The sequence below is a fragment of the Shewanella indica genome (assembly GCF_033842865.1).
Taxonomy (GTDB): domain Bacteria; phylum Pseudomonadota; class Gammaproteobacteria; order Enterobacterales; family Shewanellaceae; genus Shewanella; species Shewanella indica.
Genome location: NZ_JAWXXR010000001.1, coordinates 2,965,311 through 2,988,536, shown reverse-complemented (window position 1 = coordinate 2,988,536; position 23,226 = coordinate 2,965,311). Strand labels below are relative to the sequence as shown.

The window sequence follows — 23,226 nt, the reverse complement described above, 5'->3', positions numbered from 1 at the left end:
AGTGGCAGCCACTAAAGGAGCTCACTATGTTCAATCATCCGCTGATGTTTATCTGGCTTCCACTACTGTTGCTGTCTGGATGTCAGCCACAGCAGCCGTCCTCTTCAGAGCAGGAACTTAAACAATCTATGGCTGAGATCAAACTCCAACTGATCCAAATGGAAAAACAAATCAAGGAGATCCATGAAATAGCTACAGCATCAACAACCCCTAAAGCCAAAGAGTTGCCGCCCTTGGCTGACCTGGATAATCAAGGCAAGCTACCCTCCTTGGGTCAATCTGAAGCACCAATCGTCATAGTGGAGTTTTCAGACTTTCAATGTCCCTATTGCAAACGCTTTTTGGATCTCAGCTTTCCCAAACTCAAGCAGCAATATATAGATACAGGTAAGGTCAGATACCTGGTTCGCAACTTTCCGCTAAGCTTTCACGCCAATGCCGAAAGCGCTGCTATTGCAGCAGCCTGTGCAGGCAAACAAGATAGTTACTGGCCAATGCGAGAACAACTTTTTGCCAATATTACCCGGCTCAATCCTGAACTCTATTTAAGTAGTGCCAAGCAGCAAGATTTACAACTGCCGGACTTTGAAGCCTGCCTTGATGATCCTGCCACTAAGGCGAGTGTCATGGCAGATCTCCAGTACGGTCAGCAATATGGCGTCACCGGCACCCCAAGTTTTATCATAGGTCGAGTAAGTAATAACCAGATGCAGACACCCAAGTTATTGGTAGGAGCTCATCCCTACGAAGCCTTTAGTGCCATTTTGGATAAATTACAGCAGGATAATTAGTCTTACGCCTCATCCCACCGACTCACTTCCCCCCTCAGCGCCAAACAAACTGGCCTGCGCTACACGCAGGCCAGCTACTGAACAAGTGATACAAGCTGAAACATACTCAAGCCTCTGATTCTAAAGCAAGCCATTCACAGTGTTCCAAAGACGAAACACCCAGACTGTTACACCTGGCAGACAAAAACATAGAAAACACCTAAAAATCAAAGCATTAACTATATGGAATGACGTTTGCTTATCAGGGAGGCGTTTGGATATTTGCTGTGCGAATCCGGCCATTCCTTTAGGAAGCCTTAACCGGTGATGTTACTCGATTGCAGCAAGCTCACTAAAATGTGCGGCCACTGTCAGTGGCCAAACAAACTTCGGAGGGATAGCAAGATGAAACTATTCCAGTGTAACTGGCTGATCAGGGCTCTGGGTGTCGTCCTGATTGGCGGCGCCTCGCTTTACGGTGCCTCGAGTTTGACGCCCGTCAACGCCTCCTTCTTCCCGCAACAGTTCGATCAAGCTTGTATGGCCGAACAAGCGGGATTTGCCCTCAATTGTACAGCCAATGATGTCAGGGTAAGTAAGGTGGATAATGTCCGTAACCTGGATGGTACCACGCCGGTAGAGTGCGTACTGGGTGACGATGTAACTTTCCTGGCAGATGTGACCATTACCACTACGGCTAATCAAAGGTATGACTATTCCGTCTATCTACCGGAAGGCAGTTGGAGCGCTCAGGACTCAGATCCCAATAATGAGTGTTCAATTCTGCTCGGGCGTACCAATGGTCCCGGCGTTGACCTGGAAGAAAACCTCGATGCCTGTGCCGATATCAGTAAAGCTGCAGGTTATGATGCCACTCATGTCTATAGCGGCGAGCAGATCACCCTGTTCTGTCGCGATGATGATAACTCAGGCAAGGCTGAGTTCAATTACTGTGCCGCCTGGCACAACAAAACCGGTGCCGATTGCAGTGAAAACAATCCCGCTGCCCCCGGCACACCATCCAAGTGTCGTTGCGATGCGTTTGATATCGACGTCTTTATCAAACCCAACCCACCTGTGATCAATAAAAAACTCATCACCAGCAATACCCAAAATGAACCCGGAGGCACTTACACTTTTGAGTTGAGTTTCAATAACCCCAATGCCCAAACTTCACTATTCATCACTTCGTTAAGCGATGAAGTGGATATTGGTGCCGATGGTACCTATGACACTTCACTGAACTTATGGAGTGCAGGCGGACCTGTGGGGGCCAGTGATGGTGTGTACCTAAAATCCTCCAACTGTACTCAACCGGCGAATGGTGGCGAAATTCTGCCAAGTGGGTCTTATAGCTGTCAGTTTACTGTTCATATAGTCGATAGGGACTTGCCGGATCTTGCTCCTAATATCGAGTTGTATGATGACTTGATTAAACTGGCGCTGGAAGACAAAAACGGCGATGACGTCATCGACAGCAACAGCTGCGCTGCGGTTAATGGCATAGACGGTGAACACTGCTCCAATGTGGTCCAGGTACAAGTTGAAAACCTGAACCCCTCCATCACAGTGTTGAAAACTGCAAACCCGGATCAGGTTCCTGAGTCAGGCGGAAACGTGACTTATACCGTCAGGGTCAATAACACTGCCGAAGCCTATGATTCACCACTTGAACTCTTCTATTTGGTAGATGACAAGTTTGGTGATCTCAATGGCAAAGGGAGTTGTAGTACTTATCTCGATATCGCCTACGGTAGTTACTATGAATGTAGCTTCACCGAATTTATCAGTGGCACCGGCGCCGGTTCTCACACTAATACTGTGACTGCCAAGGCCTATGACGATGAGATGATAGAAGCTATGGCTGCCGACTCAGCCACAGTGGTTATCAATGATATTCCTTCCATGATCACCTTGGATAAGAGTGCCGATCCTACTTCTGTACTGGAAACAGGTGATGACCTCTCTATCTTCCGTGATGTGGAGTTTACCTTCCTGTTTGGTGTTAAAGATCAAATCAATGGTCAAAACACAGTTGATACCGTGACCTTCAACACCTTGGATGACTCTGTATTTGGTGATCTTACCGCTAAATGTGAAGTAGACACTGTTGACGGCTTGCCATATGGTCCGGCACCACTCGCTGGTTTAATGCTGGATCCCGGTCACAATGCCAGTTGTACCATCACACTGCAGGTGCAAGGAAACAGGACAGATATACATACCAATCTGGCAACCATATACGGTACAGATGAAGATGGCCAGGCCGTGGATGCCATGGATGATGCCACTGTAACCTTTACCCCAGGGTCACCCGCAGTTGATATGGACTTTGCCGCCAGTATGCTGGTGGTACTGGGTATGCATAATGCCGACGTGAACAATGCCAACCTGACTATGCTCACCGCTGCAGGTGTCGATGTGTTCCCTGGTGCCGATATGCCCGGTTTCAAACTGATTAATTCGGGCGGCACTTTCGAAGGCGTCAACTATGGTTCCTGTGCATTAAACCATCCATTTGGTTACACAGGTTCTGGAACAGAAGACTACTTCTGTGCCTTTACCATAGAATTTAAACCCGGTTTGGAAAACACAGATCCTATCGTCTTCCTGGGTGATGTGATAGTGAAACTGGTTAACAGTAAAGGAGATGAATCTACAGCCGATGTGACCATTCAAGTCGGCACCAATGAGAACTAGCCAGCTCAGGCGTTCTCCAATACAAAAAGCCAAGGGTATTACCCCTTGGCTTTTCCACTCTTGGCTTCAGCCAGTTTGATTGTCATACAAAACCAAAATCAACTAGTGCTTACCCTTTCCCTTATTGCCACCTTGGCTGCTACCGGAATCTGTCGAGCTCAAACTGATGGTCACAATTGCGGTTGCACTCTCTTTACCATCAGAAATGGTATAGCTGAAACTATCTGTGCTCTTGAAACGTTTACCCGGTGTGTAACTTATCTGTCCATTAGCCAACAGCTCGACCGTGCCCAGGCTGCTGCGACCAACTGACGTAACCTGCAAAACATCGTCATCCGCGTCTGTGTCATTGCCAAGCACATTGATACTCACCGCCGACTTACTGGCGATACTGACGCTATCATTCACTGCTTCAGGGGCGGAATTCACTGGAGCAGCAATTGAAAACAAGGCTTCAGTACTTGCCTGGTAACCACTATCAGCATTATCCAAGACTCTGAACGTCAGCCCATAATCACCGGCTTCAGCATTAGCAGCAGAAATCACTGTCACAGAAACCGTTTTGCTCTCTCCCGGAGCCAGGTTCAGCTCCTGACTGTTACTACTCCATCCGGCGGGAACATCGGCCAAAATGCGATAGCTGGACGCCTGGCAACTGCCACTGTTTTTATTGCTGACAGTCAGTTGGTAGCTTTGAGCAGCCCCGGCAGCGACCGCGACATCCGGACCAACGACCGAGACCAATGGCGCCACCAAACTACAAGGTGTTTTCACTGCATAGCTGGCCAAGGCCGAGCTCTGGTACTCCGGCGCATCGTTCTGCACAGCTGCCAAACTAAAATTGTATACCCCATCGGAACTCTGTTCACTGGAGGTAATCTGAATACCGACATTGGCACTCTCCCCCGGGGCCAGAATAACGCGACCGCTGTTTGCCTGCCAACCGCTGGGTAAAGCCGCCGTCAGTCGATATTCTGCCGCCTCACAACTCGTGTTGCTGTTGTTGGTCAAAGTCCCCTGATAAGTTACCGTCTCCCCCGGTACAGCAATCACATTGGCCTGCTCCAGTGCCCAGGATGGTGCAGCCAATTCACAAACCGCAGCGACTTCGTCCACCATATATCCAAGCAGAACTTCACTCTGGTAACCACTATCGGCTTGATTGGCGGCAACCACAGAAACTTCATAAAGGCCAGGCGTAACATCTGCAGCCGAACTCAAGCTAAAGCTCACGGGTTGACTTTGACCCGGAGCCAACTCAACACTGCTCCCTTGGAATTGCCAACCTGCAGGTACTGAAGCATTCAGCGCAAACACACTGGCAGCACATTCCAGACTATCCCTGTTGGTCAGTATTGCGTTATAGGTAACCAAGGTTCCCGGCTGAACCCACTGCGGGGTTTGCTGCTCAAGCACCAGCTCAGGCGCAGCTGCCACACAGGCCCTCCCCTGGTAATCAACATAAACTCCAGCACCGTTGGCATCTGCATATTCAGTGGTAAAACTCACGCCGGCATCGCTATCTGTGTAACTGTTGCCGACAACCAGGGCAGCATCGTCGAGGTCAAACAGGCTACTCTGCGGGGTCATGTCCAGTAATTGACTGCTCTCGATATCCTGATCGCTACTGTTAAGGTGCACCAGCACGCCTTGAGTCACCGCCTTGCCTGCCATAAAGGCATCAAACCCCAGAGGCTGACGATACTCAAGATAGTACCAAAGCGGCTCACCACTCAAACTGTCTGTGCCACGACGAACTTTCAGGCCGCGAGCCCCCCCTTGCGCATCACTTTCATAGGGAGCCAGCTGAAAACTACCGGCTTCATCGGCGCTGACAATATCGCCCCGCTCTTCGGTCAACCAACCTAAGCGGGCCTTGTTCAACAGATTGAAATGTCCTTCCGACTTACCCATGATGTCCAGCGTATCGCCATAGGTAATGGCAACACAGGAATCACTCAAATAGCCGCTACCACAGTTAAGTTCTTTGGCATGTTTCAAGCCCAGGTTATGCCCAAGCTCATGCCCTATGGTCATCAAATTCAGTTCACCGTTGATCCAGGCTCTGGAGGGACTACCACCTACCGTCCCCTGACCACGCCAACTGCAACTACTGTTCTTAGGCAGGAGATAAACCAAACGTGAGTACTGACTCAGATCAAAACCTGCATCTTTGGCGGCTTGTTGGGCATAACTGTCCATTCCAAAATAATCACAGTTAGTGTCGATTGGCAAAGTCAGATAGTCGCTAACATCACCACTGAGCCAGGTCTGACCGTATGAGGCTTCCAGGTAATAATCATTGACTCTACCGAACACCATCTGCTTAACTTCCTCGATACTCCAAGGTTGCAGGTTCGGGTTATCCTGGAAGTTAAGCAGCAATACCAAGAGTTTTTGCTCACCCGTGGTGCCACTGAGTACAGCCCCGGTACCCTTGACCAGGTTTTGGCTTTGCGTTTCATCCAAAGCCAAAACCTGTAAATTTTCCGGTTTGGTAAGAACTACAGCCTTGGGCTCTTGTGCCGCATCTTTAAACTGCCAACCTTTTACCCTGACTTGAATACCGGTTTTCAATGCAGCTTCGGCCTTGGGCAAAAACAGCTCCACTGAGGTTTCGCCACTGGTGAGGAAGTATCTGAGTTTATGACCATCACCTGTCGCCAACTCCTCATAAATAACCTCAAGCTTCCCCTGAAACTCTTGTTCGGATGCAAAAAAAGTTTGTAACTCAGTTGGGCTCTGGGTTCTGAGAGACTCTGGTAATATCAGCCCCAAAGCAGCCTGAGGCTGGCTACGCACCAACTCAAGCATGGCCATTTGTCTGGACTTGGCCAAAGATTGCAACGAGCCAATATCTTTCTTGGCTCTCAAGCCTCTGGCGAGAGCTTGGGATTGAGAAATCGCCTGTTGTTTCAGTTGAGTGGCGGGCGTTGCATTAAACCCGGCATGTCTATGGGAGTTCTTTTGTACACCGTTAGGGGACTGAGCCAATACCGGCATGGCAAGCAACAAGCTGCTAAGCAGCAGAAGAACTGAACGGGTCATATCTGTCTCTCAGGCAATACAAAGCCCTGCAAACCTAAAAAGGTTCTTGCAGACTTTGCATATGGTTTACAGGGAAGCCAAGTAACTCTTTAGATTTCCTTTCCGCCGTGAATGAGGACTTGCTTCGAACTTAGCCCAGGATTTCTTCGAATCCTTAGGAGGACGACATTCTATAAAACCAGCCTATATTTTGTACACCCCTCAAAACCCTTGAATTTAGCGGCTTTGGGGAGTTTTCCTTGTAAAACAGACCTTAATAAAGATTAAAAAATAAACTGGTTTGACCAGATTATTTTTTGACATTATTCATGATGTTAATGAAAAGTAAACTTGAATAAGTGTTTTTTTCTGCCATTACAGTTCGTTATTAGATAAGGTCAAACTTACATCCAATAACATTTTTTTGACACCCTGCTTTCAACTTCAAACAGGACATGTCCCGAGTGAAACTAATCAGACAGAAATTTAGAGGGGATTATTGCGAAAATGCCACAACACCCAATAGATGGGCTTAAGGTCGCGGCCGCCGATATCACGAAAAGGCCGCAGCAACAGATATAACCACTGCCAACTGATCAGGAAACTTTTGGCCTCACGCCAGATAGCTTCACCGCCGGCTTGGCGATAACTGGCTATCACCTGGGTTATCGCTTCATTGGCGGGCCCCATGTAGCGGTATAAGCTGTGAATATACACCAGCAGATCCCTTATCTGCTGCATCAGCATATCTTGACCCTTTTGAGTGGCTTCAAAATCGATAAAAGTCACCTGCCCTTGCTGCCAACTGATATCTCTGAGCGCCGGACGGCCATGGGCCAGTCCCATGCTGTGTAAACCAGCCAGCGCAGCGGCGCTGTCATTGAGGATCTGTTGCATGCCCGGTTTATCTTGCGACTTGATTATCAACCATTCTCTGACTGTTACTCCAACATCCTCCACCACAAAGTAGCCCTTGTCGGCCTGAACAATACGCGGCACCGGGGCTGAGCAACTGGCCAGGTGCTCCAGAGTCTGTTTCTCTTTTTCAAGCGCCAGTTGGGGATTGGGTTTCAACACCCGCATGGCTCCCTGCAGTGTCTCGGCTTGTTTAAGCCAGTACTTTTTACCCTCATATTCAAACGAGCAAATACGTTCCCCGGGATGAGCTTCCAGCACCCGCAGAACATATTGATTGAATTTGGGTTGAGTCATCTACAGGGTTTCCTTCAAAGAGTTTGTTGTAAGTCACAGAAAATACTTATTAGTATCTTAGGGCGTGGCGTTCGAAGCAAACTAACTCAAGATAAACTCTTGTTATTTAACGAATCCCAAGTGAAATTCGCCACAAATGGTTAATAATAAAAACAGCAAAAAAATAGGATTAACAAGCTGTGAACAAATCAACTGCTACTAATGAGGGGGGCTAGCGGATAGGCTTTTAGCAGGCTCCGATCAGCAAGGCTGATCGGAGTTTAAGAGCGGGAACTATTACTGTTTTTCTTGCCAAGGTTCGGCCTTGTCAGCCAACAACACAGGGATCCCGTCATTGATAGGGTAAGCCAGCCTATCTGCCTTACAGATAAGTTGTTGTGCCTGCTTGTCATATTCCAGTCTGCCTTTACATACCGGGCAGGCTACGATTTCCAATAGTTTCTTATCAAACGCCATCAGACTATCCTTTTTGGTTTGCCTTTTGTTTGTTTGCCATCGCCTCCCGCACCCGGGTCAGCAATTGGGCATCGAATTGGGGTGATAGCTTGGCATTGACGGCCAGATACCACCAGTGTTGTTTTGCAAATTCGCGACACTTGATCGCATCTTTTTCTGTCATCAGCAGTGGCAGCTCGTCACCAAGGGCGGTCAAGGCCTCTGGGCTGTAGGCCTGATGATCGGCAAAGACCTCTTGGGCTTCAAGCTTGAACCCCATCCGAGAGAGGGTTTCAAAAAAACGTTCCGGATTACCAATACCCGCCATAGCCTTTACCGCCATAGGCGCTGTGGGGGCCTGAGCCTGGTTTTCCCCTGCAACACTCAGCACTGCGCCGGGTATAAGCTGCATACCAAACTCTCTGACGGTATCGCTGGCTTCGCCGTTATGGATTACCAAGTCGGCAGTTTCCAAGCGCCAGGCGCCTTCTCTCAAGGGGCCCGCCGGCAGTAACATACCATTGCCCAAGCGGCGGCTGGCATCGACAACCACCACTTCGATATCCCGCGCCAGTCGATAGTGCTGCAAACCATCATCACTGATAATAATATCCACCTCAGTGGACGCCAGCAGCAACTCGGCGGTGGCGATACGATCCACTCCCACGGCCATAGGCACTTGAGTGCGGGCCACTATCATCGCCGGCTCATCGCCAAAATCGCTCGGATTGGCCCCGGGAGGCACCAGCCTAGGTTCGGTTTGACCACTGCCATAACCACGGCTTATCACTCCGGGCCGATAGCCATAGTGCCTTAGCAACTCAATCAGATAGATAACGGTAGGCGTCTTGCCGCTGCCGCCGACAGTGATATTACCGACTATGATCACAGGTACAGGCAGAGTTTGCGAGGCCTTGAGTCCAAACTTAAACCCCAGACGTCTCAGGGCGCTGAGCAAGGCGAACAGCCAGGAAAGCGGCCAAAGCAACCACCTTGCCCAATGCTTCTGATACCAGATACGGTTAAGCAGAGCTTCCACTTAACCTCCAAATTGCATCTGGTACAGCTTGGCGTACGTCCCATCCTTTTCCAACAGACTCTGGTGAGTACCGCGCTCCAGGATCTTACCCTGATCGACCACCAAAATCTGATCGGCACTCTCAATGGTTGACAGTCTGTGGGCAATCACAATCGAGGTGCGATTGCGGCGCAGGTTATCCAGCCCCTTTTGAATCGCCTTCTCTGATTCGGTATCCAGTGCCGAGGTTGCCTCATCGAGGATCAACACAGGGGCATCCCTGAGGATGGCTCTGGCAATGGCGATCCGCTGGCGTTGACCACCGGACAACATCACGCCGTTTTCACCTATCTCGGTATCCAGTCCCTGGGGCAAGGTTTCGATAAACTCCATCGCATAGGCCAATCTGGCAGCGTTTTCTATCTGCTCCCGGGTAGCCTCGCCTGGGTAAGCATAAGCAATATTGTTGGCTATGGTGTCGTTGAACAGGGTGACCTGCTGCGACACCAAGGCGACCTGGCTACGCAGACACTTGAGTGAATAGTCGTAAATACTGACATCATCCAGGGTGATCTCCCCCTGTTTCAGCCCGGTGTAGAAACGGGTCACCAGACTGGCGATAGTCGACTTACCCGAGCCTGAGCGGCCCACCAGCGCCAGAGTCTGTCCCTGACGCACTTCAAAGTCGATATTCTCTAGCGCCAAACGCTCCTGCCCGGGATAACCAAAGCTGACATTATCGAAACGCAGATTACCCTCAACCCGCTCTACTGTGTGGGTACCGCTATCGGATTCCCCCGGGGTATCCAGCAGCTCAAACACTGTGGTACAGGCGGCAATACCCCGTTGAAACTCGGCGTTGACCCGGGTCAGGTTCTTGATAGGCTGCAACATAGCCAGCATGGCGCCCAGGATAGTGGCAAAGGTACCCGCCGTCAGTTCATCCTTCAGACTGTCAAAGCTGGCAGCATAGAGCACAAAGGCCAATGCAAAGGAGCCTATGATCATGATAAGCGGCTGGCTGATGGCCTGGGCCGCCGCCAATTTCATGTTCTGATAACGGTTGTGATCGTTGACCTTGGCAAAGCGATCGGCCTCTGTCTTCTGACCACCGAAAGACAATACGTTTTTGTGGCCCTTGATCATCTGCTCGGTCACAGCAGTCACCGAGCCCATGGCCCCCTGGATCTGCCGCGATACTTTACGGAAGCGGCGGCTGACAACGGCAATCACCACCCCGATGAAAGGACCAATGATCAGAATACACAGTGACAGTTTCCAGGAGTAATAGAACATCAACCCCAGCATGCCTATGACAGTAACGCTGTCTCTCACCAAGGTGATCAGCGCACTGCCGGAGGCTCTGGCAATTTGCTCTGTGTCAAAGGTCACTTTGGAGATCAAGGAACCTGTGTTTTCCCTGTCCATATAGCTGACAGGCAGCGACAGTATGTGTTCAAACACCTGCTGACGCATGTCCTGAATAAGCTTGGCGCTGATATAAGAGATGCCATAGGTAGAGACAAAGTTGGCCACCCCCCGAAGACTGAATAGCCCCACTACCACAAAGGGGGCCATGGTCAACACATCCGAGCTGGCATTAAACCCTTTGGAGGTGCCCAGCTCGACGCCGGCCACGACAGAATTATTGGCAAACCCCTCATCAATAAAAGGTTTCACAAAAGCGATAAAAGTAGCGTCCACAACCCCATAGGTGATCAACGCCAGAATCGAGATGACAAATACCCCTTTGAGGGGCTTGAGATAGGTCAGCAAACGTCTGAAAACTGTCCAGACTTCACGTTGTTGAGATGTGCTCATCAGCGAAACTATATTTATGACAAAGTCGCCATTCTACTCTGGATTCCCTGCCATACCAAACCCAAACAAGCGGTTATACCAAAATGGCGCCAGATCCTGGCGGTAACTGTGCACTGTGTAACCTTGCCCATCAAAGTGGATACTCACCTGCCCCAGCTCGCCGGAAATCAAGGCTTGGGCGCCAAAGGCCTGATACCTCAAGCGTATCTCCTCTTTGGGAAACCCCCAGCGATTGCCATGCCCGGCCGCAAACAACACCCGCTCAGGTGCTATTGCGCCGATAAACTCAGGGTGAGATGAGGTGCGACTGCCATGATGGGGCGCCAGTAAAATATCACTCTCGATTGCGCTTTTTCCATGCAATAAGGCGACCTCACCGGCCAGTTCTATATCCCCCGGCAGCAACACTCTATGATGACCATCGAAGAGCTGCAGCACGCAAGAGCCGTTATTGCCAGGCTCAGGTACTTGGGGGCCAAGAAAGTTCAGCTCTATCCCTTGCCAATCGAGCATCCCCGGGCGGCAGCCCCTGTGCCAACGCTTTGAATAACGGCTCTTGAGCTCAGACACATCGGTGATCAACCCTGCCTTATCAAAGGCCTGCATCAGCACTTGGGCGCCACCGGCGTGGTCATTATCGCCATGGCTGATAATCAGGTAATCAAGTTTGGTCACGCCTTTGGCGCCAAGAAAAGGCACTATCACCCGCTCGGCGTAGCTGAAACGCTCGCCAAAGGCCGCACCTGTATCATAAAGCAAGGCATGTGGCCCTTTTTGTACCACCACAGCCAGCCCCTGGCCCACATCCAACATATGCATTTGCCAGCCCTTGGGTTTGAGCAGGCCAAGCCATAGCCCGAGCTGCAGTACAAAGGGTAATATCAGCAACATCGCCACGCCCCGGCCCTTGGGCAACATACGCCAACAAAGCCATGCCGGAAACAACAATAGCGCCGCGGCGCTGAGAGCCTGCGGCAACATGAGCCAGCCACCGGGAAGCTGACTATTGAACTGCCATAATTTTTGCACCGGCCAGAGACTGAAAGCCGCCAGTTGCCAAGGCATAAGTGCCACAGCATCCATCCCCAAAGCGGAGAAAACCGACCACAGCAGCAGTGCCAGCAGCGCCAGGGGGATCACCAGCAAACTGAACCAAGGCACCAACAGCAAGTTGAGCCACAGGCTGTGAACCGTCACGGCGCCGAAGAGTATCGCCTGCAGTAGCGACAGCCCCAGACAAAGGCGCCACTGTATTGCCCAGAATGCCAAGGCCCAGCGCTTGAGCTTGGCTGGCCAGTGGGTCAGTACTTGCTCCTGCTCCAGAACCTTAGGATTATGAACTTGATAATTAAGGCTCAACAAAATTAACGCCAACGCCGAAAATGACAACCAAAAGCCGCCGCTGAGACTGGCCAAGGGATCTATCAAGAGTACGCAGGCCAGTGCCCACAACAGCCGCTCCCAGGCCGAGGTATAGCGCATCATTAAAGTCGATAACACCAGCAAACACAGCATCAACAAGGCTCTTTGGGTGGCAATGGCAAAACCTGCCAGATAGGCATAAAAGAGTGCCATCAGCAACGCCGCCAAAGATGCCAGTACCAGATTGCGCCGCCCATAGACAGGTGCCCAACGCTTGAGCGCTCCAAAACTCAGCAGATAACACCAGAAGGCGACAACCGAAAGATGCAACCCCGAAATCGCCACCAAGTGGGCATTGCCGGACTGGCGCAACTCTTGCCAGCGCGCCTCGGAGAAGAGTGACCGCTCACCCAAGGTCAGCGCCAGCAGCAGATCGCCGCCCTCAATTTCGGCCAATACTGGAGTTAACTCCGTGACCAAACGTGCCCTGAGCCCAGTTGATGGCAACAGCCGCTCGGCGGATATTACCTGGCCTCTGGCGGTTATCCGCTCACCGAGCAGATAACGCTGACGATTGAAGCCGCCCTGATTAAGCACGGCGGCAAAGGATCTGGGTTTGACTTCAAACTGCCACACCTCACCCAATTGCGGCGATGGCAATGTATCTCCCTGCCAGCTCAAACGCCACTTTGGAGCCAGGGGCGCCCAAAGGGTTAAAGAATTATCATCAATTGGCCGAATATCCATGCGGATCCAGTCGCCGTTTGCAGAAACTAGTGATATGATTTCGCCCCGCAGTGTCTGATTAACAGACGTTTCAGAGCTGAATGATGAGTCAGTAAGGCTTTTAATATCAATGACTAACTGACAGTAAACACTGACCCACAGCACGCCGCCCAAAGCACCATAGAGCAAAGCACTTCCCTTGGGAACCCAGCTCCCGCTCCAGACTCTGAGGCACAGTACCAGCAGCACTGCAATAATTGGCAATGAGAATAAGGGCGGTATCCAAGGCCAAAGCATGGCCGAAAGTACGGCGATGCCAAAGCCCGATAAGCATTGATTCATCATTGAGTAATTTAAGACAGCAATCTGAGCCTATGCCAAAAAAGATCATTCAGAGATTCATGCCCGATCCGGAGAAACTGAGGAATCATAAACACCTCAAGATCTTCGGCAGCCTGCTGAACAAACCCAATCTTTGGGCACTGAATCGCCGCTCTGCCCCCGGCGCCTTCGCCATAGGCCTGTTTGTTGCCTGGATGCCAATGCCGTTTCAAATGGTGCTGGCGGCGGCGCTGGCAATCTATTTTCATGTCAATCTGCCGGTGTCGGTCGCCTTGGTTTGGATTACCAACCCAGTAACTATGCCGGCCATGTTTTATCTGGCTTATTTGATAGGTGCCAAGCTGATCAATCACCCGCCGCAGCAGTTTGTCTTTGAAGCCAGTTGGGCCTGGATAGAATCCTCCATCAGCACCATAGGCCCACCTTTCCTGTTCGGTTGTTTGGTATTGGGTGTGGTCAGTGCCCTGACGGGATATTTTGTGATCAAGAGTGCCTGGCAGTACTCCATCTATCTGCAGTGGCAAAAACGACGTAAATAACCGCTGCTGGCAGTAACGTCACTGGAGCGGCACAATTCAGGGATACTTCAGGAATACTTTAGGGATACATAGTTTTAGCGCTGACCAAACTTGGTACCCAAAGTACATTCCGCCAGTAAAAAGCAAGAACCCGGCCATGGCCGGGTTCTTGCTTTTTAGGATTTTCCTGTCGCTTATCAGCGCCCGGCCAGGGCGATTGCCGGGGCGATGCGACTGGCCCTGAACGCCGGATACAAGGTAGCCAGCAGACTCATCAGCAGCGCCATAGTGACCACGGCTAACACATCGGTGAGCTCGAGCCTGGATGGCAAGAAATCGATAAAATAGATATCCCCCGAGAGCAACTTATGCCCGGTCAACTGCTCAATCCCCTTGGCGATAGCCGAAAGATTCTTGGCCAGCAATACCCCCAGCAAGGTTCCTATGGCGCAGCCAAGCACACCATTGAGCGCGCCCTGGACAATAAATACCAGCATCACGGCACCGCGCTTAAGTCCCATGGTCATCAAGATGGCGATTTCCGAAGCCTTGTCACGCACCGCCATTACCAGGGTGGAGACTATGTTGAAACAGGCCACACCTATTACCAATGCCAGCACCAGATACATGACGGTGCGCACCAGCTGAATATCCTGGTAGAGATGTCCCTGGGTGCGGGTCCAGTCGTTGAGATACAAAGTCTGGCTCTGGGCATAACCCAGCTCGCGAATCAGCCGCGGCGCTTCAAATACCCGCTCAACCTTGATTCTCACCCCGGTCACCTCGTCTGCAAGCCCTAGCAGGCGCTGGGCATAGGCCATGGGTACATAAGCTGTGGTGTATTCAAGCTCGCCGCCGAGACGAAAACTGCCGCTTATCAACAACGAATGACTGCGGGCCTGCGCCAGTTGACCACTGCCCTGACCATGGGGTGATGGCAGATAGAGGGTCAGGCGATCACCCACCTTAAGTCCCAGTTTGTCCAGCATTCCCTGGCCCAGCACTATATGATTGCTGTCGCCCTCAAGGCTGTGCCAGCTTTCCTGTGTCAGATACTGACTCAGTGTCGAAACCCGCGCTTCGGCCTCGGGGTTAACCCCCACCACAGACAAGCCGACAAAACCGCCCGGCTTTTGCACCAAGCCCTGCATGCGTACCAGCGGGGCGGCGGCGCTGATGCCGTCGATTTGCTCGGCGTCCGACACTATCTGACGCCAATCGTGAATAGGTTCGCGGACCTGGCTCAACTCCCCTTGGGGCACAACCCCGAGCAAGCGCTGCTCCAGCTCGCGCTCAAAGCCGTTCATCGCCGACAGCACCAGAATAAGCACGGCAACCCCGAGGGCGATACCTGCGGTGGAGGCAAAAGAGATAAAACTGATAAAACTGCTGCTCTGGCGGGCACGGTAAAAGCGCCAGCCGATGATCAGGGGCAGCAAGGCGGGATGCGCCGTCATTGGCCCGCCTCCGGCGCCGACAAACGACCATCGACCATCTGCAGCTGCCTATCCATCCTGGCCGCCAATTGATGATCATGGGTTACCACCACAAAAGCCGTGCCCAGTTGCGAGGCCAGCTCGCGGATAAGCTCATAGACAGCCTCGCCGCTGTGGGCATCCAGGTTACCCGTGGGTTCATCGGCAAGAACCACTTTGGGGCTGTTGATCAAGGCCCTGGCAATGGCCACCCGCTGGCGCTCACCACCGGAAAGCTCCGCCGGGGTGTGATCCAATCTATGTCCCAACCCCACTCTTTCGAGCAAGGCCTTGGCCTGTGCTCGCACTTCTGTCTTGGGTCGGCCGGCGATCAGCCCCGGCATAGCCACATTTTCCAGGGCGTTGAATTCGGGTAACAGATGATGAAACTGGTAGATAAAGCCCATCGCCTGATTGCGCAGCTGTGCCTGACGGGAGGCCGAGGCCTTGTATAAGTCCTCGCCTTCGAGCAACACCTGACCGGCAGAGGGCTTATCCAGGGTGCCAAGAATATGCAGCAAGGTACTCTTGCCCGAGCCCGAACTGCCGACAATCGCCAACTGCTCCCCCGGATACACCTTGAGGTCGACCTGCTCCAGCACCTTGGTGCTGAGCTTACCTTCCTGATAACTCTTGCTGACGGCTTTGGCTTCAAGGAGCGCGGCTTGTTGCATGGTATTGATTCTCTTATTCATATCTAAGTGCAGTCGCAGGTTCTACCCGGGCGGCCCGAATGGCCGGGTACAAGGTGGCGGCCAGGGTCATCAGCAGAGTGCCGATGGCGATAAGCACCAGCTGCTGCGGTTCCAGCTGCACGGGTAACCTCTGCCCGGCGCCCAATACGGCGATCCCCAGGGTCGACAGCAGCGGATTGATGTTGAGGGTAGCCACTATGCCAACCCCTAGGCCCAGCGCCAAGCCTATCAGGGCATTGAGGGAGCCCTGGGAGATAAAAATGGTCATGATATCCAGCCTGCCCAGCCCCTGGGTCTTGAGCACGGCGACATCGGCAGTTTTATCCACTACCATCATCACCAGCGCCGAGACAATATTGAAGGCGGCCACTGCGACAATCAGGCTCAACATCAAAGACATCATGTTCTTTTCCATCTTCACCGCGGCGAACAGATGGCCATAACTGTCACGCCAGTCGCTGACGCTCACCTCAACGCCCTTATCTTCGAACAAATGTTCAACCTTGGGCGCCAGCGCCGGGGCGCTGAAGGGGTCGCTCAGAAACAGTCTGAGATCCTGAATTTGCTTTGGCGACTGACGCATCAAGCGGCGGGCATCTTCATAGTGCAGAAAAGCCACCCCGGCATCCACCTGAGAACCCATCTCAAAAATACCCGCCACTTCAAAAATTCGCTGGCTGGGAACAGGCCCAAGCGGCGAGTACACCACACCATCACCGCTGAGCAGACGCAGCTTGTCACCGGTGGCAACATTGAGCCGCCGTGCCAGCTCTGAGCCCAACAACACCCGGTAGCTGCCGCTGCGGAGCGAATCGAAGGCATCCAGATAGGCGTGTTTGGCTACAACCGAGAGATGTTTCTCGGCCTCGGGGTAGATGCCATAGAGCTGCACCGCACTGATATTATCGGCCGACTGGGCCATCGCCTGGGTGGTCGCCGAGGGCGCCAGCCCAAGCACGCCGGGCAATTGTTGCAAATCGTCTTTAAAGCTTTGCCAGTCGTCAAAAGAGTGGTCTGTATGTACCGTCAGTTGTGGAATGGCCCCCAGGATTCGGGTCTTGAGCTGGCCTTCCAGGCCGTTCATCACAGAGCTGACAATAATCAATGCTGCCACCCCGAGAAAAATCCCGCTGACGGCGAAGAAGGTAATAAAGGAAGCAAAAGCGTTGGCCTTGCGGGCACGCCAGTAACGATAACCTATGTAAAATGAGAGTCCCGGATTCATGAGAGGGATAGCATGTCCTGTGCGCTGCGCTTGCTAAATCAATGAAGTGGGCACGATAATAGGTGGATTGACCGGGTAAATACAAGAGGCGGGACCTTGTTTCCTGAATCCAATCCATACTTCAGCGTGCCCCACGCCTTTGATGTCTATCTCAGCCTCTGGCCCAAGGACACTCCCTTGCCGACCGAGAGTCAACTGCTGGCGATGCAATCCACCGGCTTGAAACTGATGAGCGAGGTCAAGGCGCTGGAAGCCGGCTGTTTGTTGCAGCTAAGGCAACTCGGCGATGAGGGCCGGGCGATAGTCGACTACCTCAAACTCCAGTCCCGTAAGATAGATCTGGTGTTACAGCACGTATTGGAGCAGGAGAGCCGCGAAGGCCAACACTGCCCCGGGGTGCAATTTGGCGGCAGCGGCGTGCGGGTGCAGTTACCCCAGGCACTGGACGCCGGTACATTTTGCAAGCTGACCCTGTTTATTCGCGATGAAATCCTGTCCTTGCAGTGTATCGCCTCGGTGCGGGAATGCCGCGACGACCCAGACCATGACGGCCAGTTTCTGGCCGATCTCGACTATCGGGTGATCCAGGATGCCGATATCGAACTCTTGGTCAAGGCCAGTCTCAGCGTGCAACAAAAACAGCTCAAAAGGCGTAAAGCCAGTCAGGATCCCAACTGGCATGAGCCATCCTAAATCTCTACAATGGTGCGCAATCCATTCAGAATGAATCTGTTATCACATCTTCAATGAATAAGTTTTCTGTACTGGCGCCTGCGGGTGCCCCAAAGGCCGGTGAGATCCGCCATCTCGGCCTCGGCGAAGGCGTGGAGCGCGCGCTGACCTTGGCCAACCTCGCCCGCCAACATCAAGGTGTCAGCCTGTTGGTAACAGCGGATACGCCAACCGCCCTGACACTGGAAGCCGAACTTAAATACCTTCTGGGTGATGCCCTGCCCGTGTGGTTGTTTCCAGATCGGGAGACCCTGCCCTACGACAGCTTTTCGCCGCATCAGGATCTGATCTCCCAGCGGCTGGAAACCCTGTCAAGGTTGCCAAGTGCCAAGCGCGCCCTGGTAATAGTGCCCATCAACACCCTGATGGTGCGACTGCCGCCCAAGTCTTTCCTGTCGGCCAATGTGATGTTGCTGAACAAGGGTGACAACTACAGCCTGCAACAGATGCGCGAGCACTTGGTCAGCGCCGGTTACCATCTGGTCGGCCAGGTTTATGAACATGGCGAATTTGCCATTCGCGGCTCGATTCTGGATATCTTTCCCATGGGCTCAGCCGAGCCGCTGCGAATTGAACTGTTCGATGATGAAGTGGAATCGATTCGCCATTTCGATCCTGAAACCCAGCTATCCAAGGAACCTCTGTCGCAGGTACGAATGCTGCCGGCCAAGGAGTTCCCCACAGATGAACGGGCCATAGAAGGCTTCCGCCAGCGTTATCGGCGCTATTTTGAAGTATTGGTTAAAGAGCCCGAGTCCATCTATCAGCAGGTGAGCCGCCATTTGATGCCCGCCGGTATCGAAAACTACCTGCCCTTGTTCTTTGATGAAACCGCGACCCTATTCGACTATTTTGCCGGCGATGTGCAACTGCTGACGCTGGGCGACCTGCAGCAGGCCGCCGACACCCACCTGACTCAGGTGCGCAATCGCTATGAAGACAGGCGGGTCGATCCGCTGCGGCCCCTGCTGGCCCCGGCAGACCTATATCTGTTGACCGAGCAGCTGTTTGCCGCCTTCAAGCGCTGGCCAAGACTGCAACTGAGCCAGGTGGATGCCCAAAAACCGCAGCAATTGGCTGCAGTAAGCGCGCTGCCGGATATCTCGGTCAACCATAAGCTGAAGCAGCCCTTGCAGGCATTGGCCGATTATATCGCCTCGGCAGGCAGAGTCCTGCTGAGCGCCGAATCCGAAGGCCGCCGCGAGGCGCTGATGGAGCTTCTGGCCAAGATAGAGTTGCGCCCGGTACTGTTCCCGCATCTCAAGGCGTTTATCGACTCGGATGCTCCGCTGGGGTTAATCGTCTCGCCCCTTGCCAAGGGCTGCGTACTCCATGAGCCCAAGCTCAGCATTATTTGCGAGACCGAGCTCTTCGGTCAGCGGATCTCCCAGCAGAGGCGGCGGGAAAAACAGCGGCAGATCAGCAGCGATGCCCTGATTAAAAACCTCGCCGAGCTCAAGGTCGGCCAACCCATAGTGCACCTGGAGCACGGGGTCGCCCTCTATCAGGGGCTGGAAACCCTGGATACCGGCGGCGTGGTAGCCGAATACCTCAAGCTGGAATACGCCGGTGGCGACAAACTCTATGTGCCTGTGTCGTCGCTGCACCTCATCAGCCGCTACGCCGTGGCGCCGGATGAATCCCCCAACCTCAACAAGTTGGGCAACGAAAGCTGGGCCAAGGCCAAGAAGAAGGCGATAGAGCGCATTCGCGATGTGGCCGCCGAGCTGCTGGATGTTTACGCCCGCCGTCAGGCCCGCCCCGGTGAGGCCTGTGAACTGGATGAGGCCGAATACGCCCTGTTCGCCCAGGGTTTCCCATTCGAAGAAACAGTGGATCAGGAAACCTCCATCGCCGCCGTTCTCGCCGATATGCAGTCACCGGTGGCCATGGACCGTCTGATCTGTGGTGATGTGGGCTTTGGCAAGACAGAAGTGGCCATGCGCGCCGCCTTTGTTGCCGTCAACGCCGGCAAGCAGGTGGTGGTGTTGGTGCCCACGACGCTGCTGGCTCAGCAGCACTATGAAAACTTCAAGGACAGGTTCGCCGACTGGCCGGTGCAGATTGAAGTCATGTCCCGTTTTCGCACCGCCAAAGAGCAGCAACAGGTGATTGCCGACCTGGCAAACGGCAAGGTGGATATTGTTATCGGCACCCATAAGCTGCTCAACAGCGAGGTGAAATTTGACGCCCTCGGCCTGCTTATCATAGATGAGGAGCACAGGTTCGGGGTACGGCAGAAAGAGAAGATCAAGGCGCTCAGGGCCAATGTGGATATTCTCACCCTGACGGCGACCCCTATTCCCCGCACCCTGAATATGGCCATGTCCGGCATGCGGGATCTGTCGATTATCGCCACCCCGCCGGCCAAACGCCTGGCGGTGAAAACTTTCGTGCGCGAATACGACAAGGCCAGTGTCCGTGAGGCCATAGAGCGGGAGATCCTCCGTGGCGGCCAGGTCTATTACCTGCACAACAATGTGGAGAGCATAGAGAAACGCGCCGAGGAGCTACGCGAGCTGTTGCCCGATGCCAGAGTGGTCGTAGCCCACGGCCAGATGCGCGAGCGCGAGCTGGAGCGGGTAATGTCAGATTTTTACCACAGACGCTACAACGTGTTGGTGTGTACCACCATTATTGAAACCGGTATTGATGTACCGAGCGCCAACACCATCATCATAGAGCGGGCCGACACCTTCGGATTGGCGCAGCTGCATCAGCTCAGGGGCCGGGTTGGCCGCTCCCATCACCAGGCTTATGCCTATCTGATGACCCCGCATCCGAAACGCATGACTTCAGATGCCCGCAAGCGCCTGGAAGCGATTGACGCCCTGGAGGATCTCGGCGCCGGCTTTATGCTGGCGACTCAGGATCTGGAGATCCGCGGCGCCGGTGAATTGCTGGGGGATGAGCAGAGCGGCCATATCTCCAAGATAGGCTTCAGCCTCTATATGGAGATGCTGGAGTCGGCGGTCAAGGCGCTGAAACAAGGCAAGGAGCCATCCCTAGCGCAGATGCTCAACCAGCAGTGCGAAATCGAGCTGAGGATCCCGGCGCTGTTGCCGGAAGACTATGTGGGCGATGTCAATATTCGCCTGTCGCTCTACAAACGGATAGCCAACTGCACTACGGAAGCGGCACTGGATGAACTCAAGGTGGAACTGATTGACCGTTTCGGTTTGTTGCCTGAAGCCACCCGTAACCTGATGCAACTGACACTGTACAAACATCAGGCCACCGCGCTCGGGCTGAAAAAACTCGATTTTCACGCCCGCGGCGGCAGTGTCGAGTTTGGTGACGACCATATTATCGATCCCGGCTTTATCATTGGCCTGTTGCAATCCCAGCCACAAATCTATCGAATGGATGGACCGAATAAGTTAAAGTTCACCCTGGCGGCCGAAAGCAGTAAAGAACGCCTGGATATGGTGGGTCTACTGCTGCAACAACTGGCACAACACACTGTGGGAGAAAAATAGTGTATCGAAATATGCTGGCAACCCTGGCTCTGGGGCTGACACTTTCGCCTGTATTGCAGGCGGCACAATATCCTTGGTACGAAGTCGAGGTATACCTGTTTGAGCGCCCCGGGCCAAGCACGGAAAAGTGGCCGGATACGCCGCTGGAGCTCAAGCTGAACAAGACCATAGACTTGATCACTCCCCAGGTCGCCACCGAAATCAGCTCAGGCAGCATGGCTGTGGGAGACTGTGATCCGCAATGGCAATCTCAATCCGCAGACAACGCAGCAGATAAGGCTCTCAATAACGATGCCTCCGGTTCGCAGCGCGGCCGCCCCCTTCAGGCAGGCCAAGTGATATCTCTGGCCCAGGCCGATAACACGACTCAAGCGGATACCGCCGCTTTGCCTTGCCAACAGCGGCAAGCGGAAATCCGTATGCCCAAGCAGTTGCCTGTGAATATCAGTCCCAGAGACAGCAGCACAGCCAGCCAACCGGGCGCCCTGCTGCTCAGTGAAAGTCAGGCCCAATTTGGCGGTGTTATCAATGCCCTCAAGCGGCAACGCGGTTTGAAAGGGCTTTTGCATCTCACCTGGCAGCAACAGATGAAACCCCGCCACAGAGCCGAGGCACTGCATCTCTTTGGGGGCAGTAACTTTGGCTCGGACTTCAAGCTTTCAGGCTTGCCCCAGAGCCAGTTGGACACGGCTTCGAACTCATCTTTGAATGGCTTATCAGAAAACTTATCGGAAGAAAAACTGTCTGGGCAAGCATTGGACAATGGCCTGAGTGAAGCAACTCAAATGGGCAGTGAGGAATATGCAGCGCTTGGAAGCTTGATGGTGCCGCAAACGCCCAAGGCGGTGTGGGAGCTTGATGGGCTTTTGAATATCTATCTCAGCCATTATCTCTATGTGGAAACCCGCTTTAATTTGAGGGAGGCCGGTTTTAAATCTCTGGCCACCCAGGAAGGTGAGCCTGAGCTGCAAACCCCCTTTCTTTACAGCATTCCTATGGAGCAAAATCGCCGTATTCGCAGCGGGGAAATACACTACTTCGATCATCCCCGTATGGGTATGATCCTGCAGGTAAGGCGTATGGCTCAGCCGGGCAGCCAAACTCAAGCTGAAAGTAGCGAAGAGCTCTGATCAGTGGCTGATAGAGAAGTCGAGGTAGATCTCATCTGCCTCGTCTTCCTCAACATAGACACTGTCGACCCGCGCCTGAGGTGGCCCCTGTTCGCACCAGGTTATTAAGTGATCGACTGCCGGATAAGCCCCCTGCGCCAACACTTCTACCGAACCATCTTCTTTGTTGCGCACATAACCAGTCACCCCCAGTGACTGAGCCTTTTGCTGGGTAAAGCGTCTGAAACAGACTCCCTGCACCTTGCCTTTCACAGTCAGCAGCACCCGCTTCATGGGCGTCTCCTTGTGGCTTCATTATCTTGCTACGCTTATAAATCAAGCAGTTGATTAACAAAAAAGCAAAAAAAACAGCTAACAAAAGAGTGTTAGCTGCATCGGGCGACATACGCAAAATGTCCGGTAATTTTGCAACCACAAAGCGTAACACTTTGTATCAAAATCACCATAAAAGGTAACTTTACACAGCTACAGGCCCGATGCAACCAGCGCAACATACAGAACAACAACCCGAAACCCCTCTCGTGACATTGATCACAAAAAGGGCTCGCTTTACCGCATA

General features: G+C 53.0%; 16 protein-coding genes. 6 read left to right on the top strand and 10 right to left on the bottom strand.

Annotation, left to right across the window (positions count from 1 at the left end; translation table 11 throughout):
- Positions 1–26 precede the first annotated feature (26 nt).
- Positions 27–791: a DsbA family protein gene (locus SIL79_RS13400; protein ID WP_162207119.1), complete on the top strand. Its 765-nt coding sequence runs from the start codon at positions 27–29 to the stop codon at positions 789–791.
- 384 nt (positions 792–1,175) lie between these two features.
- On the top strand, positions 1,176–3,470 hold the full coding sequence (locus SIL79_RS13395) for a hypothetical protein (RefSeq protein ID WP_071477427.1): 2,295 nt from the start codon (positions 1,176–1,178) through the stop codon (positions 3,468–3,470).
- A gap of 102 nt (positions 3,471–3,572) precedes the next feature.
- Here the strand turns inward: SIL79_RS13395 and SIL79_RS13390 are convergent, their stop codons facing one another.
- The 6 genes from SIL79_RS13390 to SIL79_RS13365 all read right to left on the bottom strand — a co-directional run bounded on the left by SIL79_RS13390 (position 3,573) and on the right by SIL79_RS13365 (position 13,368).
- Entirely contained in the window at positions 3,573–6,518 is a 2,946-nt protein-coding gene (locus SIL79_RS13390; protein WP_319619358.1) for an NEW3 domain-containing protein, read from the bottom strand.
- Positions 6,519–6,983: 465 nt separating this feature from the next.
- The gene (locus tag SIL79_RS13385; protein ID WP_071477429.1) at positions 6,984–7,709 is read right to left on the bottom strand and encodes a BUD32 family EKC/KEOPS complex subunit; all 726 of its coding nucleotides are present in this window, start codon (positions 7,707–7,709) and stop codon (positions 6,984–6,986) included.
- Positions 7,710–7,985: 276 nt separating this feature from the next.
- Positions 7,986–8,165: a Trm112 family protein gene (locus SIL79_RS13380; protein WP_039035097.1), complete on the bottom strand. Its 180-nt coding sequence runs from the start codon at positions 8,163–8,165 to the stop codon at positions 7,986–7,988.
- 4 nt (positions 8,166–8,169) lie between these two features.
- Positions 8,170–9,183, bottom strand: a complete 1,014-nt coding sequence (gene lpxK / locus SIL79_RS13375; protein WP_144361872.1) for a tetraacyldisaccharide 4'-kinase — start codon at positions 9,181–9,183, stop codon at positions 8,170–8,172.
- On the bottom strand, positions 9,184–10,983 hold the full coding sequence (gene msbA / locus SIL79_RS13370) for a lipid A export permease/ATP-binding protein MsbA (protein ID WP_071477431.1): 1,800 nt from the start codon (positions 10,981–10,983) through the stop codon (positions 9,184–9,186).
- A gap of 33 nt (positions 10,984–11,016) precedes the next feature.
- Positions 11,017–13,368 carry a DNA internalization-related competence protein ComEC/Rec2 gene (locus tag SIL79_RS13365; protein WP_233962584.1) on the bottom strand — a complete coding sequence of 784 codons (2,352 nt, stop codon included), beginning with the start codon at positions 13,366–13,368 and terminating at the stop codon, positions 11,017–11,019.
- Positions 13,369–13,445: 77 nt separating this feature from the next.
- On the opposite strand from SIL79_RS13365, the gene SIL79_RS13360 reads away from it, so the two are divergent.
- Positions 13,446–13,952 carry a DUF2062 domain-containing protein gene (locus SIL79_RS13360; RefSeq protein WP_319619356.1) on the top strand — a complete coding sequence of 169 codons (507 nt, stop codon included), beginning with the start codon at positions 13,446–13,448 and terminating at the stop codon, positions 13,950–13,952.
- A gap of 176 nt (positions 13,953–14,128) precedes the next feature.
- Here SIL79_RS13360 and lolE read toward each other — a convergent pair whose 3' ends face one another.
- From lolE to SIL79_RS13345, 3 genes are read right to left on the bottom strand one after another with little or no spacing between them, the layout of a single operon-like run.
- Complete coding sequence (lolE, locus tag SIL79_RS13355) at positions 14,129–15,388, bottom strand: lipoprotein-releasing ABC transporter permease subunit LolE (protein WP_319619355.1); 1,260 nt, start codon at positions 15,386–15,388, stop codon at positions 14,129–14,131.
- Positions 15,385–16,101 carry a lipoprotein-releasing ABC transporter ATP-binding protein LolD gene (gene lolD / locus SIL79_RS13350; protein WP_319619354.1) on the bottom strand — a complete coding sequence of 239 codons (717 nt, stop codon included), beginning with the start codon at positions 16,099–16,101 and terminating at the stop codon, positions 15,385–15,387. Before lolD ends, lolE begins: the two co-directional genes overlap by 4 nt.
- Complete coding sequence (locus tag SIL79_RS13345) at positions 16,094–17,326, bottom strand: lipoprotein-releasing ABC transporter permease subunit (RefSeq protein WP_319619353.1); 1,233 nt, start codon at positions 17,324–17,326, stop codon at positions 16,094–16,096. The genes lolD and SIL79_RS13345 overlap by 8 nt, the downstream gene beginning before the upstream one ends.
- A 96-nt stretch (positions 17,327–17,422) precedes the next feature.
- Here SIL79_RS13345 and SIL79_RS13340 point away from each other — a divergent pair, with 96 nt between their 5' ends.
- The 3 genes from SIL79_RS13340 to SIL79_RS13330 are packed head-to-tail and all read left to right on the top strand — an operon-like array spanning position 17,423 to position 22,667.
- Entirely contained in the window at positions 17,423–18,019 is a 597-nt protein-coding gene (locus SIL79_RS13340; RefSeq protein ID WP_319619352.1) for a hypothetical protein, read from the top strand.
- A gap of 53 nt (positions 18,020–18,072) precedes the next feature.
- Entirely contained in the window at positions 18,073–21,537 is a 3,465-nt protein-coding gene (mfd, locus tag SIL79_RS13335; RefSeq protein WP_319619351.1) for a transcription-repair coupling factor, read from the top strand.
- A complete protein-coding gene (locus SIL79_RS13330) occupies positions 21,537–22,667 on the top strand; it encodes a CsiV family protein (RefSeq protein ID WP_319619350.1) in 1,131 nt (376 codons plus the stop codon). The genes mfd and SIL79_RS13330 overlap by 1 nt, the downstream gene beginning before the upstream one ends.
- Here the strand turns inward: SIL79_RS13330 and SIL79_RS13325 are convergent, their stop codons facing one another.
- A complete protein-coding gene (locus SIL79_RS13325) occupies positions 22,668–22,940 on the bottom strand; it encodes an acylphosphatase (RefSeq protein ID WP_101056694.1) in 273 nt (90 codons plus the stop codon).
- Positions 22,941–23,226 lie beyond the last annotated feature (286 nt).

Coding starts and splice junctions, on each gene's coding strand:
- SIL79_RS13325 (WP_101056694.1), bottom strand. CDS start 22,940: ATGAAGCGGGTGCTGCTGACTGTGAAAGGCAAGGTGCAGGGAGTCTGT.
- SIL79_RS13400 (WP_162207119.1), top strand. CDS start 27: ATGTTCAATCATCCGCTGATGTTTATCTGGCTTCCACTACTGTTGCTG.
- SIL79_RS13385 (WP_071477429.1), bottom strand. CDS start 7,709: ATGACTCAACCCAAATTCAATCAATATGTTCTGCGGGTGCTGGAAGCT.
- SIL79_RS13345 (WP_319619353.1), bottom strand. CDS start 17,326: ATGAATCCGGGACTCTCATTTTACATAGGTTATCGTTACTGGCGTGCC.
- mfd (WP_319619351.1), top strand. CDS start 18,073: ATGAATAAGTTTTCTGTACTGGCGCCTGCGGGTGCCCCAAAGGCCGGT.
- SIL79_RS13365 (WP_233962584.1), bottom strand. CDS start 13,368: ATGCTTTGGCCTTGGATACCGCCCTTATTCTCATTGCCAATTATTGCA.
- lolD (WP_319619354.1), bottom strand. CDS start 16,101: ATGAATAAGAGAATCAATACCATGCAACAAGCCGCGCTCCTTGAAGCC.
- SIL79_RS13380 (WP_039035097.1), bottom strand. CDS start 8,165: ATGGCGTTTGATAAGAAACTATTGGAAATCGTAGCCTGCCCGGTATGT.
- SIL79_RS13395 (WP_071477427.1), top strand. CDS start 1,176: ATGAAACTATTCCAGTGTAACTGGCTGATCAGGGCTCTGGGTGTCGTC.
- lolE (WP_319619355.1), bottom strand. CDS start 15,388: ATGACGGCGCATCCCGCCTTGCTGCCCCTGATCATCGGCTGGCGCTTT.
- SIL79_RS13390 (WP_319619358.1), bottom strand. CDS start 6,518: ATGACCCGTTCAGTTCTTCTGCTGCTTAGCAGCTTGTTGCTTGCCATG.
- SIL79_RS13360 (WP_319619356.1), top strand. CDS start 13,446: ATGCCAAAAAAGATCATTCAGAGATTCATGCCCGATCCGGAGAAACTG.
- msbA (WP_071477431.1), bottom strand. CDS start 10,983: ATGAGCACATCTCAACAACGTGAAGTCTGGACAGTTTTCAGACGTTTG.